This window comes from Aminobacter sp. Y103A, assembly GCF_030294925.1.
Classification (GTDB): domain Bacteria; phylum Pseudomonadota; class Alphaproteobacteria; order Rhizobiales; family Rhizobiaceae; genus Aminobacter; species Aminobacter ciceronei.
The window spans coordinates 2,504,023-2,528,785 of record NZ_AP017986.1; the positions used below are offsets into that span (position 1 = coordinate 2,504,023).

Annotated in this window: 28 protein-coding genes and 2 tRNA genes; 15 read left to right on the forward strand and 15 right to left on the reverse strand. The window is 61.3% G+C overall.

The features are described from left to right. Positions 1 to 10: 10 nt before the first annotated feature. The 3 genes from Amn_RS12165 to Amn_RS12175 are packed head-to-tail and all read left to right on the forward strand — an operon-like array spanning position 11 to position 2,903. Entirely contained in the window at positions 11 to 1,225 is a 1,215-nt protein-coding gene (locus Amn_RS12165) for an ABC transporter permease (protein ID WP_286297300.1), read from the forward strand. Continuing rightward, a complete protein-coding gene (locus tag Amn_RS12170; RefSeq protein ID WP_154385575.1) occupies positions 1,222 to 2,160 on the forward strand; it encodes an ABC transporter ATP-binding protein in 939 nt (312 codons plus the stop codon). The genes Amn_RS12165 and Amn_RS12170 overlap by 4 nt, the downstream gene beginning before the upstream one ends. Next, positions 2,157 to 2,903: an ABC transporter permease gene (locus Amn_RS12175; protein WP_286297307.1), complete on the forward strand. Its 747-nt coding sequence runs from the start codon at positions 2,157 to 2,159 to the stop codon at positions 2,901 to 2,903. The genes Amn_RS12170 and Amn_RS12175 overlap by 4 nt, the downstream gene beginning before the upstream one ends. A gap of 5 nt (positions 2,904 to 2,908) precedes the next feature. Here Amn_RS12175 and Amn_RS12180 read toward each other — a convergent pair whose 3' ends face one another. Next, positions 2,909 to 3,130 (reverse strand): hypothetical protein, encoded by a 222-nt coding sequence (locus tag Amn_RS12180; RefSeq protein WP_286297310.1) that lies wholly within the window; start codon positions 3,128 to 3,130, stop codon positions 2,909 to 2,911. A gap of 88 nt (positions 3,131 to 3,218) precedes the next feature. Here Amn_RS12180 and Amn_RS12185 point away from each other — a divergent pair, with 88 nt between their 5' ends. Together Amn_RS12185 and Amn_RS12190 are read left to right on the forward strand one after the other, a co-directional pair. Then, positions 3,219 to 3,713: a DUF2165 family protein gene (locus Amn_RS12185; protein WP_154385572.1), complete on the forward strand. Its 495-nt coding sequence runs from the start codon at positions 3,219 to 3,221 to the stop codon at positions 3,711 to 3,713. Positions 3,714 to 3,991: 278 nt separating this feature from the next. Next, complete coding sequence (locus Amn_RS12190) at positions 3,992 to 6,139, forward strand: sodium-translocating pyrophosphatase (protein WP_067962958.1); 2,148 nt, start codon at positions 3,992 to 3,994, stop codon at positions 6,137 to 6,139. Positions 6,140 to 6,298: 159 nt separating this feature from the next. On the opposite strand, the gene Amn_RS12195 is transcribed toward Amn_RS12190, so the two are convergent. Further along, complete coding sequence (locus Amn_RS12195) at positions 6,299 to 6,832, reverse strand: outer membrane protein assembly factor BamE (protein WP_286298035.1); 534 nt, start codon at positions 6,830 to 6,832, stop codon at positions 6,299 to 6,301. Between the two features lie 113 nt (positions 6,833 to 6,945). Between Amn_RS12195 and Amn_RS12200 the strand changes: the two genes are divergently transcribed. From Amn_RS12200 to Amn_RS12230, 7 genes are all read left to right on the forward strand, one after another. Beyond that, positions 6,946 to 7,488 carry a ubiquinol-cytochrome C chaperone family protein gene (locus tag Amn_RS12200; RefSeq protein WP_286297314.1) on the forward strand — a complete coding sequence of 181 codons (543 nt, stop codon included), beginning with the start codon at positions 6,946 to 6,948 and terminating at the stop codon, positions 7,486 to 7,488. Between the two features lie 13 nt (positions 7,489 to 7,501). Next, the gene (locus tag Amn_RS12205; RefSeq protein WP_067962952.1) at positions 7,502 to 8,056 is read left to right on the forward strand and encodes a YceD family protein; all 555 of its coding nucleotides are present in this window, start codon (positions 7,502 to 7,504) and stop codon (positions 8,054 to 8,056) included. A 105-nt stretch (positions 8,057 to 8,161) separates the two neighbouring features. Beyond that, positions 8,162 to 9,229, forward strand: a complete 1,068-nt coding sequence (gene plsX / locus Amn_RS12210; protein WP_286297316.1) for a phosphate acyltransferase PlsX — start codon at positions 8,162 to 8,164, stop codon at positions 9,227 to 9,229. 11 nt (positions 9,230 to 9,240) lie between these two features. Next, positions 9,241 to 10,212: a beta-ketoacyl-ACP synthase III gene (locus Amn_RS12215; protein WP_182575608.1), complete on the forward strand. Its 972-nt coding sequence runs from the start codon at positions 9,241 to 9,243 to the stop codon at positions 10,210 to 10,212. 128 nt (positions 10,213 to 10,340) lie between these two features. Next, positions 10,341 to 10,664 (forward strand): integration host factor subunit alpha, encoded by a 324-nt coding sequence (locus tag Amn_RS12220; RefSeq protein WP_067962942.1) that lies wholly within the window; start codon positions 10,341 to 10,343, stop codon positions 10,662 to 10,664. Between the two features lie 117 nt (positions 10,665 to 10,781). Continuing rightward, positions 10,782 to 11,321 (forward strand): MerR family transcriptional regulator, encoded by a 540-nt coding sequence (locus tag Amn_RS12225; protein ID WP_067966704.1) that lies wholly within the window; start codon positions 10,782 to 10,784, stop codon positions 11,319 to 11,321. Between the two features lie 109 nt (positions 11,322 to 11,430). Beyond that, positions 11,431 to 11,507: transfer RNA gene (locus Amn_RS12230), tRNA-Pro, on the forward strand. Positions 11,508 to 11,675: 168 nt separating this feature from the next. Here Amn_RS12230 and Amn_RS12235 read toward each other — a convergent pair. Together Amn_RS12235 and Amn_RS12240 are read right to left on the reverse strand one after the other, a co-directional pair. After that, positions 11,676 to 11,753, reverse strand: a tRNA-OTHER gene (locus Amn_RS12235). A 79-nt stretch (positions 11,754 to 11,832) separates the two neighbouring features. After that, on the reverse strand, positions 11,833 to 12,009 hold the full coding sequence (locus tag Amn_RS12240) for a hypothetical protein (RefSeq protein WP_286297320.1): 177 nt from the start codon (positions 12,007 to 12,009) through the stop codon (positions 11,833 to 11,835). A 413-nt stretch (positions 12,010 to 12,422) separates the two neighbouring features. Here Amn_RS12240 and Amn_RS12245 point away from each other — a divergent pair, with 413 nt between their 5' ends. Next, positions 12,423 to 12,740, forward strand: a complete 318-nt coding sequence (locus Amn_RS12245; RefSeq protein WP_286297323.1) for a hypothetical protein — start codon at positions 12,423 to 12,425, stop codon at positions 12,738 to 12,740. A 12-nt stretch (positions 12,741 to 12,752) separates the two neighbouring features. On the opposite strand, the gene Amn_RS12250 is transcribed toward Amn_RS12245, so the two are convergent. Beyond that, positions 12,753 to 13,874: a hypothetical protein gene (locus Amn_RS12250; RefSeq protein ID WP_286297325.1), complete on the reverse strand. Its 1,122-nt coding sequence runs from the start codon at positions 13,872 to 13,874 to the stop codon at positions 12,753 to 12,755. A 44-nt stretch (positions 13,875 to 13,918) separates the two neighbouring features. Here Amn_RS12250 and Amn_RS12255 point away from each other — a divergent pair, with 44 nt between their 5' ends. Next, entirely contained in the window at positions 13,919 to 14,119 is a 201-nt protein-coding gene (locus Amn_RS12255; protein WP_286297327.1) for a hypothetical protein, read from the forward strand. Between the two features lie 517 nt (positions 14,120 to 14,636). Here the strand turns inward: Amn_RS12255 and Amn_RS12260 are convergent. The 3 genes from Amn_RS12260 to Amn_RS12270 are packed head-to-tail and all read right to left on the reverse strand — an operon-like array spanning position 14,637 to position 17,267. Continuing rightward, positions 14,637 to 15,341, reverse strand: coding sequence for a hypothetical protein (locus Amn_RS12260; RefSeq protein ID WP_286297329.1), 705 nt, complete (start codon positions 15,339 to 15,341; stop codon positions 14,637 to 14,639). Further along, positions 15,338 to 17,077, reverse strand: coding sequence for a tape measure protein (locus Amn_RS12265; protein WP_286297331.1), 1,740 nt, complete (start codon positions 17,075 to 17,077; stop codon positions 15,338 to 15,340). Before Amn_RS12265 ends, Amn_RS12260 begins: the two co-directional genes overlap by 4 nt. After that, on the reverse strand, positions 17,064 to 17,267 hold the full coding sequence (locus Amn_RS12270) for a hypothetical protein (RefSeq protein ID WP_286297335.1): 204 nt from the start codon (positions 17,265 to 17,267) through the stop codon (positions 17,064 to 17,066). Before Amn_RS12270 ends, Amn_RS12265 begins: the two co-directional genes overlap by 14 nt. 88 nt (positions 17,268 to 17,355) lie before the next feature. Here Amn_RS12270 and Amn_RS12275 point away from each other — a divergent pair, with 88 nt between their 5' ends. Then, positions 17,356 to 18,663, forward strand: a complete 1,308-nt coding sequence (locus Amn_RS12275; protein ID WP_286297337.1) for a hypothetical protein — start codon at positions 17,356 to 17,358, stop codon at positions 18,661 to 18,663. A gap of 92 nt (positions 18,664 to 18,755) precedes the next feature. Here the strand turns inward: Amn_RS12275 and Amn_RS12280 are convergent, their stop codons facing one another. From Amn_RS12280 to Amn_RS12310, 7 genes are all read right to left on the reverse strand, one after another. Next, entirely contained in the window at positions 18,756 to 18,980 is a 225-nt protein-coding gene (locus tag Amn_RS12280; RefSeq protein WP_286297338.1) for a S1 domain-containing protein, read from the reverse strand. Then, positions 18,980 to 19,486, reverse strand: a complete 507-nt coding sequence (locus Amn_RS12285) for an HK97 family phage prohead protease (RefSeq protein ID WP_286297340.1) — start codon at positions 19,484 to 19,486, stop codon at positions 18,980 to 18,982. Before Amn_RS12285 ends, Amn_RS12280 begins: the two co-directional genes overlap by 1 nt. Positions 19,487 to 19,653: 167 nt before the next feature. Then, on the reverse strand, positions 19,654 to 20,232 hold the full coding sequence (locus Amn_RS12290) for a hypothetical protein (protein ID WP_286297341.1): 579 nt from the start codon (positions 20,230 to 20,232) through the stop codon (positions 19,654 to 19,656). Between the two features lie 2 nt (positions 20,233 to 20,234). Then, positions 20,235 to 20,819 carry a hypothetical protein gene (locus Amn_RS12295; protein WP_286297342.1) on the reverse strand — a complete coding sequence of 195 codons (585 nt, stop codon included), beginning with the start codon at positions 20,817 to 20,819 and terminating at the stop codon, positions 20,235 to 20,237. Between the two features lie 173 nt (positions 20,820 to 20,992). Continuing rightward, positions 20,993 to 21,469, reverse strand: coding sequence for a hypothetical protein (locus tag Amn_RS12300; protein ID WP_286297344.1), 477 nt, complete (start codon positions 21,467 to 21,469; stop codon positions 20,993 to 20,995). Between the two features lie 948 nt (positions 21,470 to 22,417). Next, a complete protein-coding gene (locus Amn_RS12305) occupies positions 22,418 to 23,770 on the reverse strand; it encodes a hypothetical protein (RefSeq protein WP_286297346.1) in 1,353 nt (450 codons plus the stop codon). A gap of 475 nt (positions 23,771 to 24,245) precedes the next feature. Further along, positions 24,246 to 24,737 (reverse strand): hypothetical protein, encoded by a 492-nt coding sequence (locus Amn_RS12310; RefSeq protein ID WP_286297348.1) that lies wholly within the window; start codon positions 24,735 to 24,737, stop codon positions 24,246 to 24,248. Between the last annotated feature and the right edge of the window lie 26 nt (positions 24,738 to 24,763).

Sequence of the window (24,763 nt, forward strand, 5' to 3'; positions counted from 1 at the left end):
TGTCGGGGTCATGCATCGGGGTGCGCGCCAGGGGAACCGGGGACGCATCGCAGTCGTGAGCATCAGGTTCGACAAGCTTGGCGTGGTGATCGCCATGATCGCCTGTTATGGCGCCTTCTCGGCGCCATTTGCCATTTTCCGCGCCAACCGCATCGTCGCTGGCGAGCCGCGTTCGATCATCGAGGCCCTGCCGCAGCCGCCCGGCGCGGTTCTGCTTGCCGTTCTGGTTGCAGCCGGCCTCATTGCCCTGTTCAGGACGCCCCTGGTGGCACGGCTTGGCGCCGCCGCTGTGACGCTTGCGTCGCTCGCATTGCTCATCGGCGTCGCCGGCAGCCACCTGACCCCTGAAGGCAACACCTTTGCCCGGATATCGCCGGCCTCCGGCTTCTGGCTGCTGATCTTTGCCTTCACGCTTCTGCTCGCCGATGTCCTGACCCGGCTGCAATTGTCGCCGGTCGGGCGCGTCGTCGTGCTCGGCATCGCCGCCGCGGCAATCTGGCTGCTGCTCGCCTCGGGCCAATGGGACAGTCTGTCGATCCTCAAGGAATACGCCAATCGCGCTGACAGTTTCTGGAACGAGGCGCGGCGTCATGTCGAACTGGCCCTCGGCTCGCTTTTTGCCGCCACCCTTGTCGGCCTGCCGCTCGGCATCCTGTGTCACCGTGTCCAGGCGCTGCGGGACGGCGTGCTCAACGTGCTCAACATCATACAGACCATTCCGTCGATTGCGCTGTTCGGCATCCTGATCGCGCCGCTCGGCTGGGTCGCCGCCAATGTTCCCGGCGCCTCAGTGCTCGGCATTCGCGGCATAGGTGCTGCACCGGCCTTCGTCGCGCTGTTTCTCTATTCGCTGCTGCCGGTGGTCGCCAACACCGTCGTCGGTCTTGCCGGCGTGCCGCGTGCAGCCAATGACGCGGCGCGCGGCATGGGCATGACGGGCTGGCAGCGGCTGAGCGGCGTCGAGTTCCCGCTCGCCTTTCCCGTCATCCTGACCGGCATCCGAATCGTGTTGGTCCAGAACATCGGCCTTGCCACCATCGCCGCGCTGATCGGCGGCGGCGGTTTCGGGGTCTTCGTTTTCCAGGGCGTCGGCCAGACGGCGATGGATCTCGTCCTGCTCGGCGCCGTGCCGACGGTAGCGCTTGCCTTTGCCGCCGCCATCATTCTCGACGCAGTGGTCGAAACAGTCGCGACCCGCAAATCCACCGAAGTGGCTGCCGCATGATCGAAATCGACCACATCACCAAGCGCTACGGCGAGACCACTGTCGTCGACGACGTCTCGATGGTCATCGAGCCGCGCACGGTCACCGTGATCGTCGGCACCTCCGGTTCGGGCAAGACGACGCTGTTGCGCATGATCAACCGTCTGGTCGAGCCGAGCTCCGGCACGATCAGGCTCGACGGCATAGACAACCGCTCGGTGCCGGGCCATGAGCTTCGCCGCTCCATCGGCTACGCCATCCAGGGCAATGGTCTGTTTCCGCACCGTACCGTGGCGCAGAACATCGCCACCGTTCCCGCGCTGCTCGGCTGGGACGCCGCGCGCATCAAGGCGCGGGTCGACGAGTTGCTGGCCTTGCTGCAGCTCGATCCCGCAGCCTTTGGCCCGCGTTATCCGCATGAGTTGTCGGGTGGCCAGCAGCAGCGTGTCGGCGTCGCCCGCGCGCTCGCCGCCGAGCCCAACGTGCTTCTGATGGACGAACCTTTCGGCGCGCTCGACCCGATCATCCGCACCAAGGCGCAGGAAGACCTGCTCGCGATCCAGAAGCGCTTCGGCACCACCATCATCCTCGTCACCCACGACATGGAGGAGGCGGTTCACCTCGGCGACCGCATCGCCGTCATGGATGCCGGCAAGCTCGTCCAGTATGCGACACCGGCCGATATCCTGGCCAATCCCGCCAGCGATTTCGTCGAGACGCTGATTGGCGCCTCCGACCGTCCGTTCAAGCTTCTGTCGCTCGGCACCGTCGGTGATGCCGTCGAGCCGGGACCGGCGGCAGGCGAGGGCATCCGTGCCGGGGCAAGCCAGCGCGACGCGCTCGCCGAGCTGTTGTGGTCGGGACGCCCCGCCATGCCGGTGACGGGCGAAAATGGTGCTGCCCTTGGCCGCGTGACGGTCGAAGGCCTTGTGAAACGTGCCGCGAGGCCGCAATGAGGGCCTGGCTTCCGCTGCTGCTGCGCCTGTGCCTGCTGGCGCTGCTGGTGGCGTTCCTGAGCAATCCGCTGTGGTTCGAGCCGCTGCTCAGGCCGCTGACCCAGAATGGCGCGCCGGCGGTCTACAACCAGGGCAGCCTGCTGTCTCTGGCGCTGCTGCACCTGCGCACCGTCGCCATCGCCACCGCTGCGGCGATCGTCGTTGCGGTTGCACTCGCCATCCTTGTCACCCGGCCAATCGGCGCCGAATTCCTGCCCCTGTCGCGCAGCCTGGTGAATATCGGCCAGACATTTCCGCCGGTCGCGGTGCTGGCGCTTGCCGTTCCCGCCGTCGGCTTCGGCGAGAAGCCGACGCTGATTGCGCTGTTCTTCTACGGCCTGCTGCCGATCTTCGAAAACACGCTGACCGGCCTCACCACCACGCCGCCCAGCATCGTCGAGGCGGCCCGCGGCGCCGGCATGACCGGCTGGCAGCGCCTCACCAAGGTCGAGCTGCCGCTTTGCCTGCCGGTCATGCTCGCCGGCATCCGGCTGTCGGTCGTCATCAGTCTCGCCACTGCCACCATCGGCTCGACCGTTGCCGCAAAGACCCTCGGCGAGGTCATCATCGCCGGGCTGCAATCCAACAATCTGGCCTTCGTCCTGCAGGGCGGGCTGATCGTCGCGGCCCTTGCCGTTCTGATCTATGACGCGCTGTCGGCGCTGGAGCGCATGGCGGCGCGGCGCATGGGGCAGGTGGCCTGAGCGGCCTACCGGCCACGCGCCGGATAGTCGAGCGTGATCTCGAGCCGGTTGCCCGCTGCACCAACGATCCAGCGGCGGCGCAGCACGGCAAAGTCGTGACTGGCGCCGTTTGCCGACACCGTCACCACGTCGCCCGTCTGGCACTGTGGCGAAAGCGCAAGCGTGCCGAGCACACCCTCCAACCCCGCCTTGCCGGCATGGATCCGCGCCGAGCGGGTCAACGTCACGTCGATCGTCTCGGCAGTTGCGCCGCCGCCGAGACTCGGTGATTGATCTGGCTGATGCCCCGGTCTGCCATTTGAAGGAGTTCTTGCCATGGTTTGGCGTCTCTCTAAGATCGTGATGTGTCTTTGTCTTGCAGCTTTCGCCTTTCTGGTGGCGTTCGGCAATATCACCGACTACGGCTCCAACTTCGCCTTCGTCCAGCACGTCCTGAGCATGGACACCACTTTCCCGGGCAACGCGCTGATGTATCGCTCGATCACCAGTCCGACATTGTGGACCGTCGGCTACTGGTTGATCATCTTCGGCGAGGCGCTGACCTGCGTGCTGTTCCTGATCGCCGCGCTGCAACTCTGGCAGGCACGCAAAGGTTCGGGCCGGCAGTTCGATGACGCCAAGGGCTTCGTCGTCATCGGCGCCACCATGGGGTTCCTGGTCTGGTTCCTGGGCTTCATGGTCATTGGCGGCGAATGGTTCGCCATGTGGCAGTCGAGCACATGGAACGGCCAGGACGCCGCCTTCAAATTCTACATGACCATGCTGGCGGTGCTGATCTTCGTCAATCAGCCGGATCGTGATCTGGCCTGATGCTCCGAAAATCGGAATCGATGTTCGGAAAGCATGATGCGCAGAGCTGATGAGTTGGCGCGTTGTTTGTGCGTCTATCCGGACGCACGGCGCTCCAAAGCTCTGTTGTCGGCAATAACGGGGCGGCGAAAGCCGAGAAACACCTTTTCGATATCTTGACGTGCGCTGCCCTGTTTCGGATTGTTCGCCAGGGGCCGGAAACCAATGAGAGGCTGCCGGTCTCGTTCACTAGCCCGGGGAGGGGAATTCCGGGCACAATCAGGGAAGAGAAATTGGCAATGACAATGCTTTACGTCGTCATCGCCTGCGGCCTGCTATCTGTCCTGTACGCCATCTGGGCGACTCAGTCGGTGCTTGCATCCGACCAGGGCAATGCGCGCATGCAGGAAATCTCCGCCGCCATCCGAGAAGGTGCGCAGGCATATCTGGCGCGCCAATACACCACAATCGCCATCGTCGGCGTCGTCGTGTTCCTGCTCGCATGGTGGCTGCTTTCCGCGACCGCGGCGATCGGCTTTTTGATTGGTGCAGTGCTTTCAGGTGCTGCCGGCTTCATCGGCATGCATGTTTCGGTCCGGGCCAATGTGCGCACTGCGCAGGCCGCCTCCAACAGCCTCGCCGCCGGCCTCGACATCGCCTTCAAGTCGGGCGCCATCACCGGCATGCTGGTGGCCGGCCTCGCTCTGCTTGGCGTCTCTGTCTACTACCTCGTTCTGACCGGCCCGATGGGCCATGCGCCTGCCGACCGCGTCGTCATCGATTCGCTGGTGGCGCTCGGTTTCGGCGCTTCCCTGATCTCGATCTTTGCCCGTCTCGGCGGCGGCATCTTCACCAAGGGTGCCGATGTCGGCGGCGATCTCGTCGGCAAGGTGGAAGCCGGCATCCCCGAGGATGATCCGCGCAACCCCGCAACCATCGCCGACAATGTCGGCGACAATGTCGGCGACTGCGCCGGCATGGCCGCCGATCTGTTTGAAACCTATGCCGTGACCGTCGTCGCCACCATGGTGCTCGGCGCCATCTTCTTCGGCGGAACCGAGGTTCTCTCCAACGTGATGCTTTACCCGCTCGCCATCTGCGGCGCCTGCATCATCACCTCGATCGTCGGCACGTTCTTCGTCAAGCTCGGCTCCAACGGCTCGATCATGGGCGCGCTCTACAAGGGGCTGATCGTCACTGGCCTTCTCTCGATCGTCGGCCTGGGGGCGGCGACCTCGCTGACTGTCGGCTGGGGTGAAATCGGCACCGGGGGTGGTGTCGTGATCACGGGTCAGAACCTGTTCATCTGCGGCCTGATCGGCCTGGTGGTAACAGGGCTGATCGTCGTCATCACCGAATACTACACCGGTACCAACAAGCGCCCGGTCAATTCGATCGCCCAGGCGTCGGTCACCGGTCACGGCACCAACGTGATCCAGGGCCTGGCCGTATCGCTCGAATCGACGGCGCTGCCGGCCATCGTCATCGTCGGCGGCATCATCGCCACCTTCCAGCTTGCCGGCCTGTTCGGCACGGCCATTGCCGTCACCACCATGCTCGGCCTTGCCGGCATGATCGTGGCGCTCGATGCCTTCGGCCCGGTCACCGACAATGCCGGCGGCATTGCCGAAATGGCCGGCCTGCCCAAGGAAGTGCGTCATTCGACCGACGCGCTTGATGCGGTCGGCAACACCACCAAGGCCGTCACCAAGGGCTACGCCATCGGCTCGGCCGGTCTCGGCGCTCTGGTGCTGTTTGCCGCCTACAGCTACGACCTGCAGTACTTTGCCGCCAACAGCGCGCAGTTCCCGTATTTCGCCGACATCGGCACGGTGTCGTTCGACCTCTCCAACCCCTATGTCGTCGCCGGCCTGATCTTCGGCGGCCTCATTCCTTACCTGTTCGGCGGCATCGCAATGACCGCCGTCGGCCGTGCCGCAGGCTCGATCGTCGAGGAGGTGCGCAAGCAGTTCCGCGAGGATCCGGGCATCATGAAGGGCACCTCCAAGCCCAATTACGCCCGCGCCGTCGACCTTCTGACCAAGGCGGCGATCAAGGAAATGATCATACCGTCGCTGCTGCCGGTGCTGGCGCCGCTCGTCGTCTATTTCGGCGTGCTGCTGATCTCGGGCTCCAAGGCTTCGGCCTTTGCCGCCCTCGGTGCCTCGCTGCTCGGCGTCATCGTCAACGGCCTGTTCGTTGCAATTTCGATGACTTCAGGCGGCGGTGCCTGGGACAACGCCAAAAAGTCGTTCGAGGACGGCTTCACCGACAAGGACGGCGTCAAGCACCTGAAGGGCTCCGAGGCCCACAAGGCTTCGGTGACAGGCGATACCGTCGGCGATCCCTACAAGGACACTGCCGGCCCGGCAGTGAACCCGGCGATCAAGATCACCAACATCGTCGCCCTTCTGCTGCTTGCCGTGCTCGCGCATAGCGGCGGCTGATCCTGCCGAACTGCTTGCCTCTCTGAGGCAGAACCATTGATCCCGTCCGCAGCCTCTGCGGGCGGGGTTTTTCGTAGGCCTTGTCCAGCCCAAAGAAAAACCCGCGGAATTGCTTCCGCGGGTCCTGTTGCCTGAGATTTCTGAACCTCAGTGGGCGGATCAGCTGCCGCCGAAGATGCTGCTGGCAGCACTCGACCCCATCTTGCCCGCGCCCGAAAGCAGCTGGCCGAGGAAGTTCTGGTCCTTGCCGCCGGTCGGCGTCGTGCGCGAGATGAAGTCGAACACCTTGCCTTCCTGAAGGCCGTAATTGGCGATGTTCGAGACGCGGCCGTCGGCGCCGAAATAGACGGCCAGCACGCGCTGTTCGATCAGCTTCGGCTTGGCGAAGGCGACGGCGCGCCGGCGCGTCTGGGAGATGTAGTAGAACACCTCATTGTCGAAGGTCGCCGTCGTCGACGGCGTGCCGAGAGCGAGCAGCACCTGCTCGCGGCTCGAGCCCACCGGCACGGAGTCGATCGACTGCTGGTCGATGACATAGCCCTGGGTCAGCGTCTCGCTGGGGGTCAGGTCACCGAACGTCTTCGAGGTGTTGCATGCCGACAGCGCGGCAGCGGCCACGATCAGCGACACGGCGCCAGCCGGACGCAACGAAAATGGCATCTTGAATTTCAGCGAGTGCAACAACAACTCCATCCTGTCGTGCCAGAGCCCCTGCTTGCGCGAAGCCGCAAAACCGGTAAACCAGCTTGCGCGCCGATGCAACAAGGCCACTAAGCGAAACGGGTCCCCGGGAGACCGCCCTCAAAATGTTTAAGCGTCTGTTTGGCCGTGAACGCCAGGCCAATCGCGCCATCACCGAGGCGCTCTATACACGAATCGTGGCAGCCGCGCGGCAGGAACCTTTTTATTCCGCATGGAATGTTCCCGACACGCCGCTTGGCCGTTTCGAGATGCTTTCGCTGCACATGTTCCTGTTTCAGCATCGTTTGCGCGGCGAGCCGGGGGCTGCGGCCGACATCGCCCAGCGCCTGATCGACGAGTTCTTCCTCGATGTCGACCATTCGCTGCGCGAGCTCGGCATCAGCGACGTCGGCGTGCCCAAGCGCATGAAGAAGCTGGCCAAGATGTTTTACGGCCGCACCGAATCCTACAAGAACGCGCTCGAAGGCGACGATCATCCGGCGCTTGCCGCAGCACTTTTGCGCAATGTCCGCCCCGAGGTGAAGGACTGGCCGGAAGCCGCAGCACTCGCCGAATATGTCTTTGCGGCGAATCGCGCTCTTGCCGAGCAGCCGTCGGAAGACATATGTGCCGGCAAATTGTCATATCCGGCGCCACAGGCAGCCTGAAGGAGGCCACCCCATGATGCCTGACGAGACCCAGAGTCCGGTTTCCTTCAAGGTCAATGTCGCCAGGCTGCCGCAGAAGGGCATGGCTGTAACAGTCGATGCCGATGCCGCCCAGCGTGCCGCATTGGCCGAGGTGCATGGCCTGACGTCGGTCGAACGCTACAAGGCGGACCTGCTTGTCACCAAGTGGAAGCGCAATGGCGTCAAGGTCCGCGGTCGGGTCCAGGCAGCGATCACCCAGGCCTGCGTCGTCACGCTTGAGCCTGTCGAGGCGGTGATCGACGAGGATGTCGAGGGCGTTTTCCTGCCCGAGGACTCCAAGCTTGCCAGGCAGGGCTTCAACGCGGCCGGCGAAATCCTGCTCGACGCCGAGGGCCCCGACGCGCCCGAAACCTTCACCGGCGACACCATCGATGCGGGCGCGCTGGCCGAGGAGTTCTTCGGCCTCGCCATCGACCCTTATCCGCGCAAGACCGGCGTCGCGGTCGCCAGTACTGACGATGACGATGTCGAGCCAGTCGAGAGCGAATTCCAGAAAAAGCTCCGCCTAATATCCAAGAAGCTTTGAAAACGCCTGCCGTTTCGCGTAATCCCGGTTGTGCGGTTGCCCAAAACCGTTACCTTCGCCGGACTTTTGCGTGCCCAGCTACGCCAACAGTGAGATGACCGACGCGTGATCAAGATTTCCATTGATGCCATGGGTGGCGATCACGGCCCTTCCGTGATCATTCCTGCCCTGGCCAAGGTCGCCATCAGGCGCACCGATATTCGCTTCATCATCTATGGCCGCGAAGAAGTGGTCCGTCCCGAGCTGGCCAAGTATCCCAAGCTTGCTGCCGTCAGCGAGTTCGTGCACTGCGAGGTCGCCGTGCGCATGGACGACAAGCCGAGCCAGGCGCTGCGCCAGGGGCGCTGGAAGTCGTCGATGTGGAAGGCGATCGAAGCGGTCAAGTCGGGCACGTCGGACGCCTGCGTCTCCGCCGGCAACACCGGCGCGCTGATGGCGATGTCGAAATTCTGCCTGCGCACCATGGCGACGATCGACCGCCCCGCCATCGCTGCCCTGTGGCCGACGGCGCGCGGCGAGAGCGTTGTGCTCGACGTCGGCGCCACCATCGGCGCGGATGCGCACCAGCTCACCGATTTCGCCATTCTGGGCACCGGCATGGCGCGCGCCCTGTTCGGCATCGATCGGCCGATTGTCGGCCTGCTCAATGTCGGCGTCGAAGAGATCAAGGGCCAGGAAGAGGTCAAGGAAGCCGGGCGCATGTTGCGCGAGGCCAACATGGCCTCGATGAACTACCAGGGTTTCGTCGAAGGCGACGACATCGGCAAGGGCACCACCGACGTGGTCGTCACCGAGGGCTTTTCCGGCAACATCGCGCTCAAGACCGCCGAAGGCACGGCACGCCAGATCGCCGGCTATCTACGCGAAGCGATGAGCCGCACGCTGATGGCCAAGATCGGCTATCTCTTTGCCAAGGGCGCTTTCGACCGGCTGCGCGAGAAGATGGACGTGCGCCGCGCCAATGGCGGCGTCTTCCTCGGCCTCAACGGTATCGTGGTGAAAAGCCATGGCGGCGCTGACGCCGACGGCTTCGCCGCTGCCATCGAAATGGCCTATGATATGGTCCGGAACCGGCTGCTCGACCGTATCGAAGCAGACCTCGACCTGTTTCATGCACGCAACCCGCATGCTGCAATGGGTCGCCCCGCGGCCGCGGTCGAAGATCAGGAATAGGATTTTTCAACGTGATCAGATCAGTTGTGCGCGGCATTGGTTCGGCGCTGCCCCGCCGCATCATGAAGAACGCCGATTTCGAAGGCATGGTCGAGACCTCGGACGAGTGGATCGCCCAGCGCACCGGCATCCGCCAGCGCCACATCGCCGCCGACGACGAGACGACGGCCTCGCTCGGTGAGGCTGCGGCCCGCGCAGCGCTCGACAATGCCGGCCTGACGCCTGACGACATCGACCTGATCGTGCTCGCCACCTCGACGCCGAACAACACCTTTCCCGCCACAGCCGTCGAGATCCAGAACCGGCTCGGCATGCGCCATGGCTTCGCCTTCGACATGCAGGCCGTGTGCAGTGGATTCGTCTACGCCGTCACCACCGCCGACCTCTACATCAAGGGCGGCCTTGCCAGGCGCGTGCTGGTGATCGGCTCCGAGACGTTTTCGCGCATTCTCGACTGGACCGACCGCTCGACCTGCGTGCTGTTTGGCGACGGCGCCGGAGCGCTGGTGCTGGAAGCTGAAGAAAGTGCGGGCACCATCGCCGACCGCGGCGTGCTGGCCGCCAGCCTGCGCTCCGACGGAACGCACAAGGACAAGCTTTATGTCGATGGCGGTCCGTCCACCACCGGCACCGTCGGCCATCTCAAGATGGAAGGCCGCGAGGTCTTCAAGCATGCGGTGGGCATGATCACCGACGTGATCGAGGACGTCTTCGCCCAGACCGGTGTATCAGCCGACACACTTGACTGGTTCGTGCCGCACCAGGCCAACAAGCGCATCATCGATGCCTCGGCCAAGAAGCTCGGCATTGCCGAGGAAAAGGCCGTCGTGACGGTGCATCTGCACGGCAACACATCGGCCGCCTCGGTGCCGCTGGCGCTTTCGGCTGCCGTTGCCGACGGACGCATCAAGAAGGGCGACCTTGTCATGCTCGAGGCGATGGGCGGCGGTTTCACCTGGGGCGCCGTGCTCGTGAGGTGGTGAGCGCGCAGGCTCAGGCCTCCGCGCGGTGTCTTGAAAAGGTCATCGGATCGGTCCTTGACCTTGACGGATCAATTACTTAACCTCCGGCGCGTTGCTGGATTTCAGATATTGAGGATGGGGCCCGTCGCATGGGGGGAAAGACACTGACACGTGCCGACCTCGCTGAATCCGTCTATCGGAAAGTCGGCCTGTCGCGCACGGAATCGGCGCAGCTGGTCGAAACCGTTCTCGACGAAATCTGCGAAGCAATCGTGCGTGGCGAGACGGTGAAATTGTCGTCTTTCGCCACCTTCCACGTTCGCGACAAGAACGAACGTGTCGGCCGCAACCCCAAGACGGGTGAAGAAGTGCCGATCCTGCCGCGCCGGGTGATGACCTTCAAGGCATCCAACGTGCTCAAGAGCCGCATCCTGCGGGCTCACCAGAACGGCAAGTCCAAGGCCTCGAAGTAGGCAGCCAGCTCCCGATAATCCGGTTGATAGCCTGGTGCGTGATTCGCACCGGGCTTGAATGTTGTTGCCCAAAGCGCTGAAATGGATCACGAATCGTTTTTTGCGAAAGTGGCGACCATGGACAAGAGCCCCGACGCCTTCCGCACCATCAGCGAAGTTGCCGAAGACCTTGATCTGCCGCAGCATGTGCTGCGCTTCTGGGAAACCCGTTTCACCCAGATCAAGCCGATGAAGCGCGGCGGCGGCCGGCGCTATTACCGGCCGCAGGATGTCGAGTTGATCAAGGGCATCCGCCACATGCTCTACGAACAGGGCTACACCATCAAGGGCGTGCAGAAGCTGTTGCGCGACAATGGCAACCAGTTCCTGGTCGCCATCGGCAGCGGCGACATGAAGGCCGTCGAGGCAATCGCCCAGCGCAAGCAGGCCGAGGCGCCGCTGACGCCGGCAGCGCAGCCGCGCGGCCCCGATGAGGAGATGCTGGTCGGTGAGGCTCGCGCCAAGCCGAGCCGCCGCTTCTTCGGCCTGGGCAAGGGCGACGACGAGGGGCCGGTGGCAGCCGATTCCGGCAAGCTGTCGCGCGACAACCGCGCCTTGCTGCAGGAGGCGCTGTTTGATCTGCTCGAATGCAAGCGCCTGCTCGACCAGGTTCGTTGAGGCCGGTCAGGCCGACTAGAATATTCTGCTCGCGAATGAAGAAGTTGGCGGGAAAGCCGACGAATTGGGTTGACCGAAGCGGTCATATCAAGATACATCGCGACCGGTCCGGAGTGTAGCGCAGCCCGGTAGCGCACTTGACTGGGGGTCAAGGGGTCGTCGGTTCGAATCCGGCCACTCCGACCAATCAAAACAAAGATTTAGCCGCATCCCCCAGAGGTGGCTATAAAATTTCTAGCCACACTGTAGCCAGTAAGTCCGCTTCCGATGGTTGGCGGGCCGGTGGTGCCAACCAACGCAAAGTTGCGTTGGTTGCGGCCCTATCGCCAAACGCTGGTGACGAGGCGAGTCGAATGGAGCCCCTGGCGCGATTCGAACGCGCATCATCCAGTTACCGCTATCGGGCTAGAAGTCCCGCGCGGGTACAGGGGCAATAGGCGCCCACCGCTCGGAAGCGATGGGCATGCGGCGGGAGATGGGCATGTAGTACCCACACCCGCCGCGAAAAATGTCAGGCGGCAATCAGCACCGCAGTATCGAAGATACGGGGCGCGTCCTGGCCGTCGACAATGACAACGGCAAGCTGGCGGCCACGCATGGTCGCTGACCGATCGACGATGACCCCGGCTAATCTCTGGTCAGATTGGTGCGTCACGCGCCGTCCAACGGGTAGTTGTTCTGTCTGCATCGGTGAGGCTCCGTGGCTGTCGCTACCAATCTTTTGGTTGTGGTAACCATATTATTGGAATCGGTTTGCCGTCAACCACTTTTTTGGGTATCAGCGCCATATGAGTGTTACTGGCAATCAAATCAAAGCAGGACGCATCTTGGCTGAGCTTGAGCAAGTCGATCTTGCTGACGCGGCCGAGGTCAGCGTCAACACAATCAGAAACATGGAGGCACGCGGCTCCGAAGTGGTCCGCGTGCGCCTAGATACCGTTATCCGAGTTGGAAATGCCCTCCGTCGCCACGGTGTCATTCTGATGGATGACGGCGATAGAACTGACGGGGGTGTCGGGGTCAGATTGAGGGATCGAGCTGACGAGGATTGACCTTCGCCGCGCCCGCGATAAGGTCGCGCGGATAGGGGGAGAATCCACAATGAAGTACGTTGTAACGTTAGCTGCGTTTCTTGCGCCGTCGGCTGCATTTGCTGATGCCGTGGAAAGTGCCTATCGGCTGTGTCAGGTAATTGATGGCGCGGGGCTTTCGACACAACCTTGCGAAGTCTCGGGCTGGAGCGGAACCGTCACGGCTTACCTGGACATGACTGGCGGCGAAGCTCGAAAAACCTGCCAGGGCATGGCAGAGATGCTTTCTGCGAAGGGAATGCGTTTCCCAAAGCGGCAGTGGACGCTGCAGATCAAATCTCCATACAGCGGCGGCAATTCGATCGCTTATTGCAATCTGCCGCAGTAGCCGCTTGGGCGCCTACTCCAAGTCGCACCATTCTCCGATGTCGTTGCGAATGGCGGCCAGCTTATCAAGCACCGGATCTGGACCAGCGCGCAGAGGATCGTGCGCGTCAATCTTGTCCTGGAGCCATTCAAGGATTGGCTCATTTGCTCCGCTGTGGTCCGCGGCTCGAATGGCGGCCAGAAAGGTGCGCGCCTGGCCAGTGACCGTCCAACGAGAGGACATCTCAAGGAAGCCTGCAAAAGCCAACGCCTCTTGATCGGCTATCTTCTTGGCGCGCGCGCGCTTGCGCTCCTCTATCTGGCGAATCCGTGCTCGCTCTGCGGCCGATGCGGCCTCTACTTTGCCGCGTTCGCGGTCGGCGAGCAGACGCGCGATAAGATGCGGGAGGCAGTCTTCTAAATCGTTCTTGGGCTCCTCAGCCCACCTGCCACGGTAAACCTGGATCTCCAGAAAACCGCTCGGTTGCAATTGGTAGCCATCGCTTGGCCGCTGCTTTACTAAGTCCACATAGCGATCTGAAGCTCTCGGTAGCGAAATTGGTGCTCGCCGCAATTTTTCCCGCACGCGAATATTCGTATCGCGATAGTCAGACGAGACGATCAGACCGCCATCAACTCCCGGCGCAACTGAAAATCCGTGGGATTCGACAGCACGAGCAATAACATTGAGGATACGGAACACGCGCCGAAGGCATTCGCTTGGAGGTTCTTTCAGGACGGCGCGCATTTCTCGGTAGATTGGCCAACGAGACGGATCTGCAGCTATTTCGGCAACTGCGGGATGCGGGTTGACCAGACGCGTCGGAATTTTGAGGGCGCCAAGAGATCCAGCTATCTCTCGAACAAGTGAACGTCCGGCCGCGATTTCAGATCTTTCGGCAGCGATGCCTACGCGCAACGGGACGGATTTGTAGCCCTTTGGATGATCCAGAAGATGCGGACGCTCGGGGATTGGCTTCCCGTGGGCGACCTTCATCCAGTAGCCCTTTGGTGGCACGGGAATGCCGGCATCAATAATGGCAGAGCGTAATCGCCAGTAGTCACAATCCAGTGTGTCCGCGACCTTCTGGAGCGGCATGGCCCAGGCCTTGTCGTAGAGCTCTCGGCGAGGGATGTTAATGATTGTCATCGCCAATCGTTTATCCGCAGGCGATTGACACCAAGTTAGGATGGAGCCGAATGAGCGACGCCGAACGCATTGAAGAACTCGAGGCAATGTCCGGCCAAGCCTATCAAGTGATCGGGTGGCTGCTATCAGAGTGCGGCCTGTTCGAAACGGCGGAGGGCCAGCGCGTCCTGGACTACTTCTCGGAGGAAGGGCGCTACGACGACAATTTCCTGCCCTGGCCGCGCAGCGTCGACAGTTCGGGACTATCCTAGGATCTTGCACCGCTTGTAGAAGGTGCTGGCAAGTGGCTCCGAAAGCAGAGATATTCTTGCTAGCTGAGAAATCACCATCCCATCATCGTACAGTGTGTCCGTGTAATAGACGCCACGATACGTATAGGAGACAGACACAAGACTGTAGTGCGTGTTAGTGATGGATGCCGGTGTTTCGATGTTGTCGGCCGTCATTGTGGCGGAGCCCTTGTCAGGCGAGACAATGTACAGCGTATCCGGCAGACTGACTGAATCGTCCGTAATTTCGGGAGTGCTATTCTTGAAAAAGATGCTTGTCCCGGGCCATTTGCCACTCTCGCAGTAGACTTTCTGCGGTGCCTTTGCAGCAGCGAATGTCGTAGAAACGAAAATAGCCAAAAGGAGAACTAACGACCTCAATATACCCTCCGAGCAGCTTAGGTCTCCTCAATAGTTGCACACTCTCAGGCCGTCACCAACTTGCGATCCCGTTATCGGCATTCGCCCGCCTCAGATGTACTGACCTTCACTGCGACATTTATCCCACCATCCCCGTCCGCACCGGCTTGACCGCGGGCGGCGCCAGATTCACATACGGATCGATCGGCTTGCCGACCTCGTCGTCCCAGGTGTGAAGACGCTCGACCGTACAGCCACCTGACGACACCACGGTAAGGTCCACATGCCCGCCGATGCCGTAGTGGTCCGGCAGGTCAGGGCGAGCCGGGTTCTTGCCCTTCTTGCGGCGCATTGCTTCGAATAGGTCGACGCCGAGCTCTCGGAGGGTGCTACCGCGGCTGCGGATTGCTTCTGCCTCGGATGGCTCCAGGGGCGCCCCCCCACCGAACTCGCGGCCCGCGTCGCTGATCACGAACGGCTCGAAGCCCTCCAAGCCATAAGCGTTAGTGGTCGCGAAATATAAAATGCAGGGGCCACGGGTCTCGGAGATGCCAGCGATCACCACTTCGGCCGGTTCGGCAATATCGAAGCGGGTGCTGCGTGTGACGAGCCGTTGAACGCTTTCAATAACATCATCGAAGGTGCCTAAAGCGCTCAGCCCGACGATGGCCTTGGTATATGCCTCGACGGCACCACCGCCTCGACCTGTGACAGCCAATGGCAGACAGGGCGATGTCCAAACCTTGCGGCAGATCTCGACCAGCGTGCCATCATCGTGATATCGCGCGCCGTCCGTGAGGAGTTCGACTCGGTCGTCGTGGCATAGAGCATAGAAAGCGCTCATTTCTGGCTCCTGATGTTGAGAGAGAAGGTGTCGCCGAGGATCGCTCCGCCCGCGCTGCCTCCGCCGAATAAGGCGTCCAGCCCCGAATTGAGGAGCCGATCCGCAATGTTCGACAGCGCATTTGCCAGGGCATCAGCGGCGGACTTACCGTCAAGCATGTCCCGGATGAAGCCGCCCATTATGTCCGTGCCAGCATCGCGAAGTGCTTCCGCCGCCTCCCTTGCCCTGTCCTGGCCTTCGGCAAGCTTGGCGCTCTCGACGGAAGCCAACGCATATGCGCCAGCAAGCTCCTCGATCTTGGCTCGCAGTTCTGGCGTAATGGCAATGCCAGCGCTCTGGGCTGCGGTCAGCAGATCCTGCCCCGCGCGTGCCTTCTCGATCGCCAGCCCATAGTCATTGATCAGTGGATTGACGCCGGCCATTGCGACGGTCTCAGCCTTAATGGCCGCGGTGCGCTCCCTAATCTGCTCGACCTCGCGGGCAAAGTCGTCTTGGCGGGTGCGCTTTGTCTTGCCATCCTTGTCGCCGAGGATTGGGTAGTCGGCGAGCGTGATGGGCTTCTTCACACGGTTCGGATCGGTGATGGTGATTTCGGTTGGCTCTCGACGCGGTATGAGGTGATCTACAGCGCCAACACCTGCCGGATTTCGCGACTTTGAAGGACCAACAATGCCATCGAACGCCCCGTCGATGCGGTCCTGAATTCGCCCAGGCCCGATGTATGGATTACCGCCGATCTTATCGAGTCCGGTGGCTGCACCAAGATCCGCCGCGGCCTGGACAGCAGCATCGACGGCCTTGCCGACCCAGCCAATAAATTGCCCGATGGGGCCTTCGCCGACGCCGACGAATACGTCACCGACTTCGCGAATCGCTTTAGACAGTGGTCCAGAGAGGAAGTTGGCGAGTATTTTGCTAGCATCGGTCGAGTCGTCGAAGCGTGTGGCGGTGTCGACAAGAACGTTTTGAAGTCGGGTAAACCCGCCCGAGATTGTTTCTTCGGCGGTCGCAAGGCGGCCATCCAGTACCGACGCACCCGCGGCGATGCCGTCGAAAAATGCCTTGGACGATACCTTGCCGTCTTTTACCAGTGCGGTCAGCTTCGCGACTGAGCCGCCTGCCTCGCTGATGCCCGCCGCCGCTGCCTGCAGGACGCCAGGGAGACCGTCAATGAGCGAATTGAACTCTTCTGCCTGGACCCTGCCACCGCCAAGTGCCTGGCCAAGCTGGAGCAGTGCGCCAGAGGCTTGGGCCGCATCGCCACCAGACAGTTTGATCGCCTTGCCAACGTTGTCGACGAGCCCGACGATCTGCTGTGACGAAACTCCCAGCTCTTTCTGGGAAAGGGCAACACGACTGTACAGCGTGGCGAGGCCTTCAAGCGGCGCGGCGTTACGCTGGGCAGCCTCATACAGCGCGCCATAGGTCTTCGTCAGGTCTTCGCCGGCAAGGCCGGTGACCTTCAGGGCATTTTGAATTTTGGTGCCACTATCAAGCAGCGTTTTAACGCCCTGAGCGGAGAAGCCGGCTGCGACCGCACCACCGAAACCACGAATGAACGACCCGCCAGCCTGCTTGCCGATTACGTCGAGGTTTCTGTTCAGCTTACGGGCTCGAGCCTCGATCGCACCGAACTGACGGTTTGATACACCCTGTGCTCGAGCCAGGCCGCGCTCGAATGCCTTGAAGTCGGCCGAAAGGGAAACAACCAGCCTCTCCAGATCAGTGGCTGGCATCGGCGTCCCTCACTGCCGCCCAGGTGGCCAAAAGCGCCTTGGCGTCTGACAGACGGTCCGTAGCCGCAGCCCAACCGGCCAACGCCTGCGTGATCAGCGCATCAGCGACGTCATCGGCCGGAATGCCGGTGTCGAGCAGTTCGCGCACGAGCGCGTTCGCCGCAGAAGTCGCGGTGTCGAAGTTGTTCATTTTGTCTCCGTGAAAAGGAAAATGGCCGCGCAGGTGAAATTCTTGCAGCTTAGAATTATATGTGTTCGCGGGTGGTGGTGAGGGTTGGATGGCAGACTTCGTAGCGGTTCTGAAGAAGACGCTGGCCGGCATGGGCGACACCACGCCGGCCATGCGCGCGCGCGTCTACGACAAGGCGCGTTCAACTATTGCAGCGAAGCTCGCCGCGCTAAAACCGCAGCCGCCAGTCGCGATTGCCGAACGTCAGACATTGCTACTTGAAGAAGCCATCACGGCTGTCGAAGCGGAGTTCAATCCGCGGGTGGAAGACGATCTGCTGGCCGACCTGGAAACCGCCTTCGCGACGATCGACCGCGACACCGACCAGACTACATGGAGTCGGACTGCGGCTGAGCTAGACAAAGCTCTTTCTGAAATCGACGGGCGTGGCAAACTCCGGATCACATATCCTTCATCCAGGGTGGACACATTTGGCGGAACCACCCCGCGCGCATGGTTACTGACAGCGTCGGGAGCTAAGCCCCCCGAGCCAACCATCACCGAAGGCCCCAATTTCGAACTCAAAGGCAGTAAGCTTGCGGGCTCACATAGCTTTCCCAAGGCAAATGAGATCGAGAGGCAATCAAGGCTCCATGAGCAATTGAAACGGGCTGTTGTCGCCGCCGAGCCGATGCTGGCCAAGGTAGAGAACAAATTCCCCGAAATTGTTGGGGCCTACCGTGAGTACGCTGCAATACTCGATGAAAACACCGACGAGATAGATGTGGTCGCATTGTGGTCTGTTGGTGGAGCTCTACTGAGTTTTGCAGATTCCTATCGCGAGCAAAACCGAGACCGCACACTCGCTGAACCACTCGAACCCCAAACTGCCGGTGCGCTGCAAAGCATTACTCGTTTGCATGGTGCCTTCGTCATGGGCTTCGATGAGGGCCGCGATCTTGTTCTGAAGGCGGATGAGTTTCTGTTGAACACCGCCACTGTGGAAGCTGTCTCGGATCCAGGCAACGCTCTCCTAGAGGTATTTGCCGGCGACAAACGCCTGATCGAGTCACGGACGCTCAAGCAGAACAAGCCCGTCCGTGACTATGTTCACGAGTACGGGTGGACCACGACCCGAGTTGGGTACTCGGCTTACATTATTGTCAGAAATGGCGTTGTCTCCTTGCTAAAGCTTGTTGTCGGGACGGAAATCAACGTCACGACCGTCACGGGAGCTGCGTTGGCCGCCTCGGCAGTGAGCGGTGACCCGAACGCCGAATTCATTCGCGCGGCCTTGCCTGTCATTCATCAGAATGCAGCAAATATGCTTGCCTTCTTTGGGCATTCCCCCGAGTTCCGAGCATATATTGAGTGGGCGTTGGGTGTCCTGGGTGAAGACGACAAGGCGCGGGACTGACCCCCATATTTTGAATTGGGGAAATGCGCGCGTTGGGGGGCTGCCGGTCCGAGGAAAGGCACTCGGTTAGAGTCCGAAGTACCCCCCGGGGGCTATGCCTTGCCGAACACCCTGGCGCATTCCTCAAGCGCCGCAGAATCGACCACGCGCACGTTGACCGCTCGGGGCCGTCCATGGATCACGTCTATGTCATAGCGGACGTTTTCACCATGAACAGGCGTCCCATCTGCATCGCGCATGCGAAAGTAGATGGCTGGCTCGCCCTTGATGAACCCAAAGCCTTTCGGTGACGTCATCAGCACTTGACCAACCGGCATCAGGAGATACCCCGCAGGCGATGGGCTGCCTGGGCCTTCGAGCGAAGTCGTCGGGCCGCGTTGTCGGCATTGCGCAGGCTGGCGGAGGTGGTCGGGTATGCAGGGAAGGCTGTGAGGGTTACCTCCCACAAATCTACGTCTTCGATGATGCGCAGTGGCAATCTATCGCCGCCATCTTCCCATCGCTCGACGCGAACGTTGAAGCCAAAACTGCAGCCCTTTATGTCTTGCCGCCGCACCGTCCCCAGTGCCGTTTGCCCTTCAGGTGTCGTGGTGTCGACATCCAGGCTGAACCAGAGTCCAATGCGGTCTTCGCGGAGTGTCAGCGTGCCGGCAGACGCTCGGCCGATAACTCGACCACTATCGTGGTCGAGTAGGGCCACAACGTCCCGCTCCTTGAGCGTCCGGGCAAAAGTACCCGGAGCCAGCTTTTCGCGAAATGAATTGGCAATGATTGTCTCGTCGCCAAAGCGCGCCGCGTACCCAGATATCGTGTTATCGGGCATGCTTTCGTTCAGCCTCCGCCAGCTTCGCTTCACGCCTGCCCAGCCGTGAGCCGGCCCGAAGTTCGTTGGCTATCTCGACCGGATCGCGCGAACTGTACTGTGCGGTCCGGCCTGGCATCTGAATTCGCCTTGGGGCCTTCGTTCGCCGTTCGGTCGCCTTTTCCAGATCAGACATAGCCGGCCTCCGTGGCAGATCGGATGTAGCGGTCAATATGGCCGTCGCCGATGGTCCCCAGGAAGGTTGGCCGCAACGGTGGTAGGTACCCATATTGAACGTCTTCGCGTTCGAGGCCGTCCAGTATCTGCTCCGCATCAGCGCGAGCTGCTGCGACCGCCTCCAGGGCGGTGATGATGGCGCGAACGCGGCGACCGTATTCATCACGCACTGCCTTGCAAGCCGCGACCGACGCAATGGAGCGCCGATCAGCCATGCGCCTGCGGATGATTTCGATGGCAGCCTCAATGTCCGATGCCTTGCGACGCAGATCTTGGAGTCGTGCAGGCCGTCCATGAAGGCTGATGTCGACGGCGTCACCCAGAAGCTCAGCGACGCCGCTCCGGATTCCCGGTGCTGGTCGAGCGAGGATGTCCCGTTCCAATGACCGGTCTTCGGCCTTGGTTGCGGCAAGCTGGGCGTTCAACTCAGCCAGCTTCGCCTCCATGGCCGCATAGTCAGCATCAGCCTCGGCCAGCGTGGGGATGCGAAACGGTTCGGTCGCCGGGACAGATTTCTTCAGAAGGGCCATGTTCATTCCTTGGTGAAAAGTTCGCGAATGGCTTCGACTAGGGCCGCGCCATTGAGTGTGGTGGATTTACGGTGACCGGACGCCTGCCAGTGGCTTGCATTGGACCCGACCGGGACAAAGCGGCGGATGCCGTCTGGCGTGTGGATCGATATTTCGCTCCACGAGGAAACGATCTCGATCCTGTCCCAGCGCAACACGTCAGCATCGCCGTGGACAGCAATGGCCGCCCAGATTTCGAGCGCCATGCCGGCGGTGTCGATTGATCCTGGCGCGTTGGTCAGGTCGGCACCACCAGGTGTCAGAGCACGGTAGCCGCGTACGGCCGCAGGGACCAGCCGCAACGGCGCGTCGATAGCGACACCGATCAGCAGGTCAATGAAGTGCCTGATGTCGAGGGCTGGCGATTTGCCTGGGCCGCCGGACGGTAGCGTGCCTGCATCAGTAAGTGATCGCGCGACCGCTTTGGCGCGGCCAGGGTCGAAACCAAGACGCACGACGGCGCCAATGGCCTCATTGGTGGATGGCATTTTCAAACCTCGTTTTTGGGATTTGGCGAATTGAGGGGGCAAAAAGAAAAGCCCGGCCAAAGCCGGGCTGAGACGCGCGAGCGAACAGAGCGGAACTCTCGCGCGAATTGTCGGTGGATACTGCCCTTGGGTGTGTCCACCGTCATAGGCTAGCTCTGAAACAGAAAGGACAGCCTAAGCTGCCCTTGTTTATCTCTCTCCCCTACCCGTTGGGATTTGGAATTGGGTATACCCTACGATGCGCGGCGGGCTGGATTGGTCCAGAACGCGTCCACCGCTTGCAGGCCAAGATAGACGAGCGCTCGACCGCCGCCCTTTGCTCCAGCCTCGTTGCCAACACCGTGACGCCTGCCGATGGCCTCAAGGGTCTCGCCGTGGCAAACCGCGTCTTCAAAAGCTTCCCGTAAGAAGCCAAGCGCCGACTGGGCAGCGGCAAGCTCACGGCATGCGTCAATCTTGTTGAGCAGCGGCCAGTCGCCATTCCACTTTTTCGGCACAGGTGCGGCGCGCTTCTTTGTCTTGTCGGGGTCTGCCTTGACAGAGCGGGTGGCCGGCTCATCCAGCCTCGCCTTCTTCCCTGCGACCTTCTTGGTGCCTTTGTCGACAAGCTTCCCGGTGGACTCATCGAGGCGAAGGTCAGCCATGACATAAACGTTGTCGCTAGCATCGCGGCCGACAAGCTCTGTCGGGTCGGTGGCTGCGTCGAACAAGGCCCGGTAACGTTCGGCAAGGGCGAGGCAATGGTCGTTGCTCTCGGCACGTAGGAGCTTGGCGAGCGGCCAGTCCTTATTGTCGTTGGCCAGTTGCCCGCGATAATAGTGCGAAGAATACCATGCCTTTGCGGCTTCTTCTTGGCGGCTCTTGCCGCGTGGCTCAGTACATAAAAATCGGCTCGCCCCATTTCAGCAAGCGCGGAAGGCAATTTTTTCTGGCGGGTGGCCCTCGCGCGCTTGCGCGCGCACGCGAGGGATTCCTGTATTTGCACTAACGCGATGAGAGGGCGCCGGTCCGGGCAGCAGAGCGGCCTAGAGTGTGAGATACCCCTACGCCATGATCGTTGCTTCACGACATCTTGGCTGGCATGGTGGATTGGCGAGGGGCAAAATGCTGCAGACTTCATACCGCACCTGGTTTTTACGCGGCCTTCGTCTGGCCGTCCTTGTCGGCGTTGCCGCATCTGCTTGGCACGCTTGGGGTGTATACTCGAGGTATTTGGACGACCTCACACGGACTGCTGAGATGCAGTTGGGTTATGAATGTGCTGCCCGCGAAAGCGACGAACTTCTCCGCGCCCGAACGAACGAGTTCGGCAACATTAACATAAAGGATATCTGCTTCACCGGCCGCGACTTCTGGGTCTCTCCGCGAGAGATATCGGAGGTTCGCAGTGGCTCAATGAAATTTGAACCTAGCTTCCGCCCGTTTGATCTACCCAACTCATTGGTTGTCGGCACCCTGTGGGGACTAGCAACCGTGCTCGCCACGTTAGCATGCCTCGGCACAATTCGACTGACGCGATGGGTGTGGGGTTAGGCCGTCTACCTTCTCATTGTCGTTCCCAGCCTTAGGTGGCTTCCGATCGGTCAAGCGGTAGAACTCCTCCCAGGACATGCGTCGGCCGCGGTGGGGGCGGTTGGTGTCTGACGGGGCGGTGGTGGTCATGCTGCTTCCTCCGTATCGTCATCATCATCGTAGGCTGTCCCAATTTTTGACGCCCAGCCCTCGAACTTGGTCCGCGCCACAATGTCGGCGAAACGAGGCATGACGGGGCGTACCTTGGGTTTTGATGGCGCGTCGTCGACAATGACTGTGTCATTGAAAGGCCCGTTGTCATTGGCGGCAACCCGCTCGTATTCGAACTCAGCAAACTTGCTGCGCAGGACGCGGACGAACTTTGCGCCGACGAGATCGCCCGTGTCGTCGACGGTTGGTAGACCTGTTGCCGATACGATCCGGTCAAGCAGGTTTTGCCCTTTTTGTTGAGCGTTCTCATTGTGCGACTCGATGCAGATAGACATGTCGTCTTCGACGCCATTTTCACCGGTGAGGACAAGGTCGAGCCACTGCGATCCATCCTCACTGCTCACAGAAGCCTCGATGATTGTGAACGTCTCGCGTCGCTCGGTGAAGGCGCCAGGCTGGGAAGGTTTGTCATTCTTGATGGGCTCGTTCTGTTTGCGCTCGCCCTTTGGATCTTCCCGATAGCGCTCCTCGCGAATCCATCGCGCGAGGTGCATCCGCTCGATGCCACCTCCAGCCTGACGCCAGGACATGGCTGCCTTAACCATTTCGCGATGCAGTTCGTCAGAAGGTGCAAGTTTTTCGTATGCGGCCCGCGCAGCTGCGAATTCCTTGCGGACACCATAGGCGGTGTAGAGTTCGTCTATCCCACCTTGCACCGCCGCGGTGGCCGGCAGGCCATCCGCAGGCGGGGGGCAATCTTGTTCCTCCTTCCCTGTAACCGCGCCTGTCGGCGGGTACAGGTAGTCGGGTCTTTGTCCCGGCAGGTGGGACGCTAAATCGCTTTGTGTCCCGGTAGCGTGGGACAGTGCTGTCCCGGTAGCGTGGGACGCTACGGAATCGTCATTAGTGTCCCGGTGACGCGGGACGCTACCGGGTAAATGCCCCATCGCGGCAAGCTCAAGAACGTTTGCAACCGGCACATACCGAGAGCCGCGCCGGCCCTTCCCAAGTTCCTTGCGCGTAAGCCAATTGTTGTCGACGAGAAGGATAATCGCACGCTGGACGGCCGACCGCGACAGGTGCTTTGCACCTTCTGGTGCACGGCCGCGCATCGCGGCGACGATATGCCGGACCGACGCGAGCGCGTCGCCCTGGCTATTCATGTACCAGCCGACAAGAAATCTGTAGACCGTGCGGGCAGGTTCAGTCAGGCGGGGGTCGTAGTCGATAAGTTGGGACATTCGAAATTGCGCAACCGGATGCGGAAACGCATCCACCTTGTGCGTCCAATACTTCAGAGTGTCGGCAATCTTTTCAGGCTGGGTCACGGGCGACAGCCTCCCTGGCGAGTGCGGCGAGTTGGTCTGCGACGGCCGGCGGGAAGGTCACCGCAGCGCCTCCGAAATGCTGAGGGCCGAATACCCGCAAGCCGCCTTTGGTCCTTGACAGCTTGAGGTCGTAAAGCCGGATTCCGTTGTCGAGTTCGGCGTCAAATCGGGCGCAAACGCTCCCGCCACCCGGCGACGCCGGGCGAATACTGAGGATCTGCAATGGAAAAGATTCCCGTGGGTGGATTGGTGGCGGCCCTTGGCAGGCTCTTGTTACGTAACTAGCGGTGGGAGATGGCGGCCGAGGGATGGGTTACAAAAAATCGGGGTGTATCTCACCGACTATGCTGTGCGCCGCATAGACCGCTACTCTGACGCGCTTCTTGTATTCCTCCCATGTGACCGCCGCGTCCTGGCCGCTGATCTCCATTCGATATGCCTCAACCGCAAGAGGATAAGCGCCATCAGTACGGACTCACTTGGATTCATCGCGCTTACCCCGCCAATACGTTCCGGTATCCTCGCCGAGCAGCATGGCAATAGCGCGGTCCTCATCGAGTACGGCACTGCGGTGTATCGTCTTGGTTTCAGACCACTCTTTAACGCCCAGTGCGCGCCGATACACATTCACTTTCCGGCGAGACTCGATGTCATCGAACGGCTTCTCAGTGACGATGGTCTCTCCATATTCATGCGCCCGCGTACGCCCGACCGCGAAGGAGCGCAGGTCGAGCAGATTGTAGAAGATGACTGACCCTGTACTGCCGCTGATGAATGCTTCGCCCCAATGGAGCTTGGGGGCCACCTTTTTCACTGCCCGCAGTGCCGAGACGCGGTGCTTTTTCTCTGGTCTATTGATGCCCTGGTAGCACGCGAGCGTGACTTCTTCCCCGGTGAACGAGCGCCGTGGGTTCTCATGAAATAGAGCCTCCACGGCTCGCTCTATCTTGCCGGGCCCTCGGCTCATAAGTGTTTCCTCTTGGTCAAGTTGAC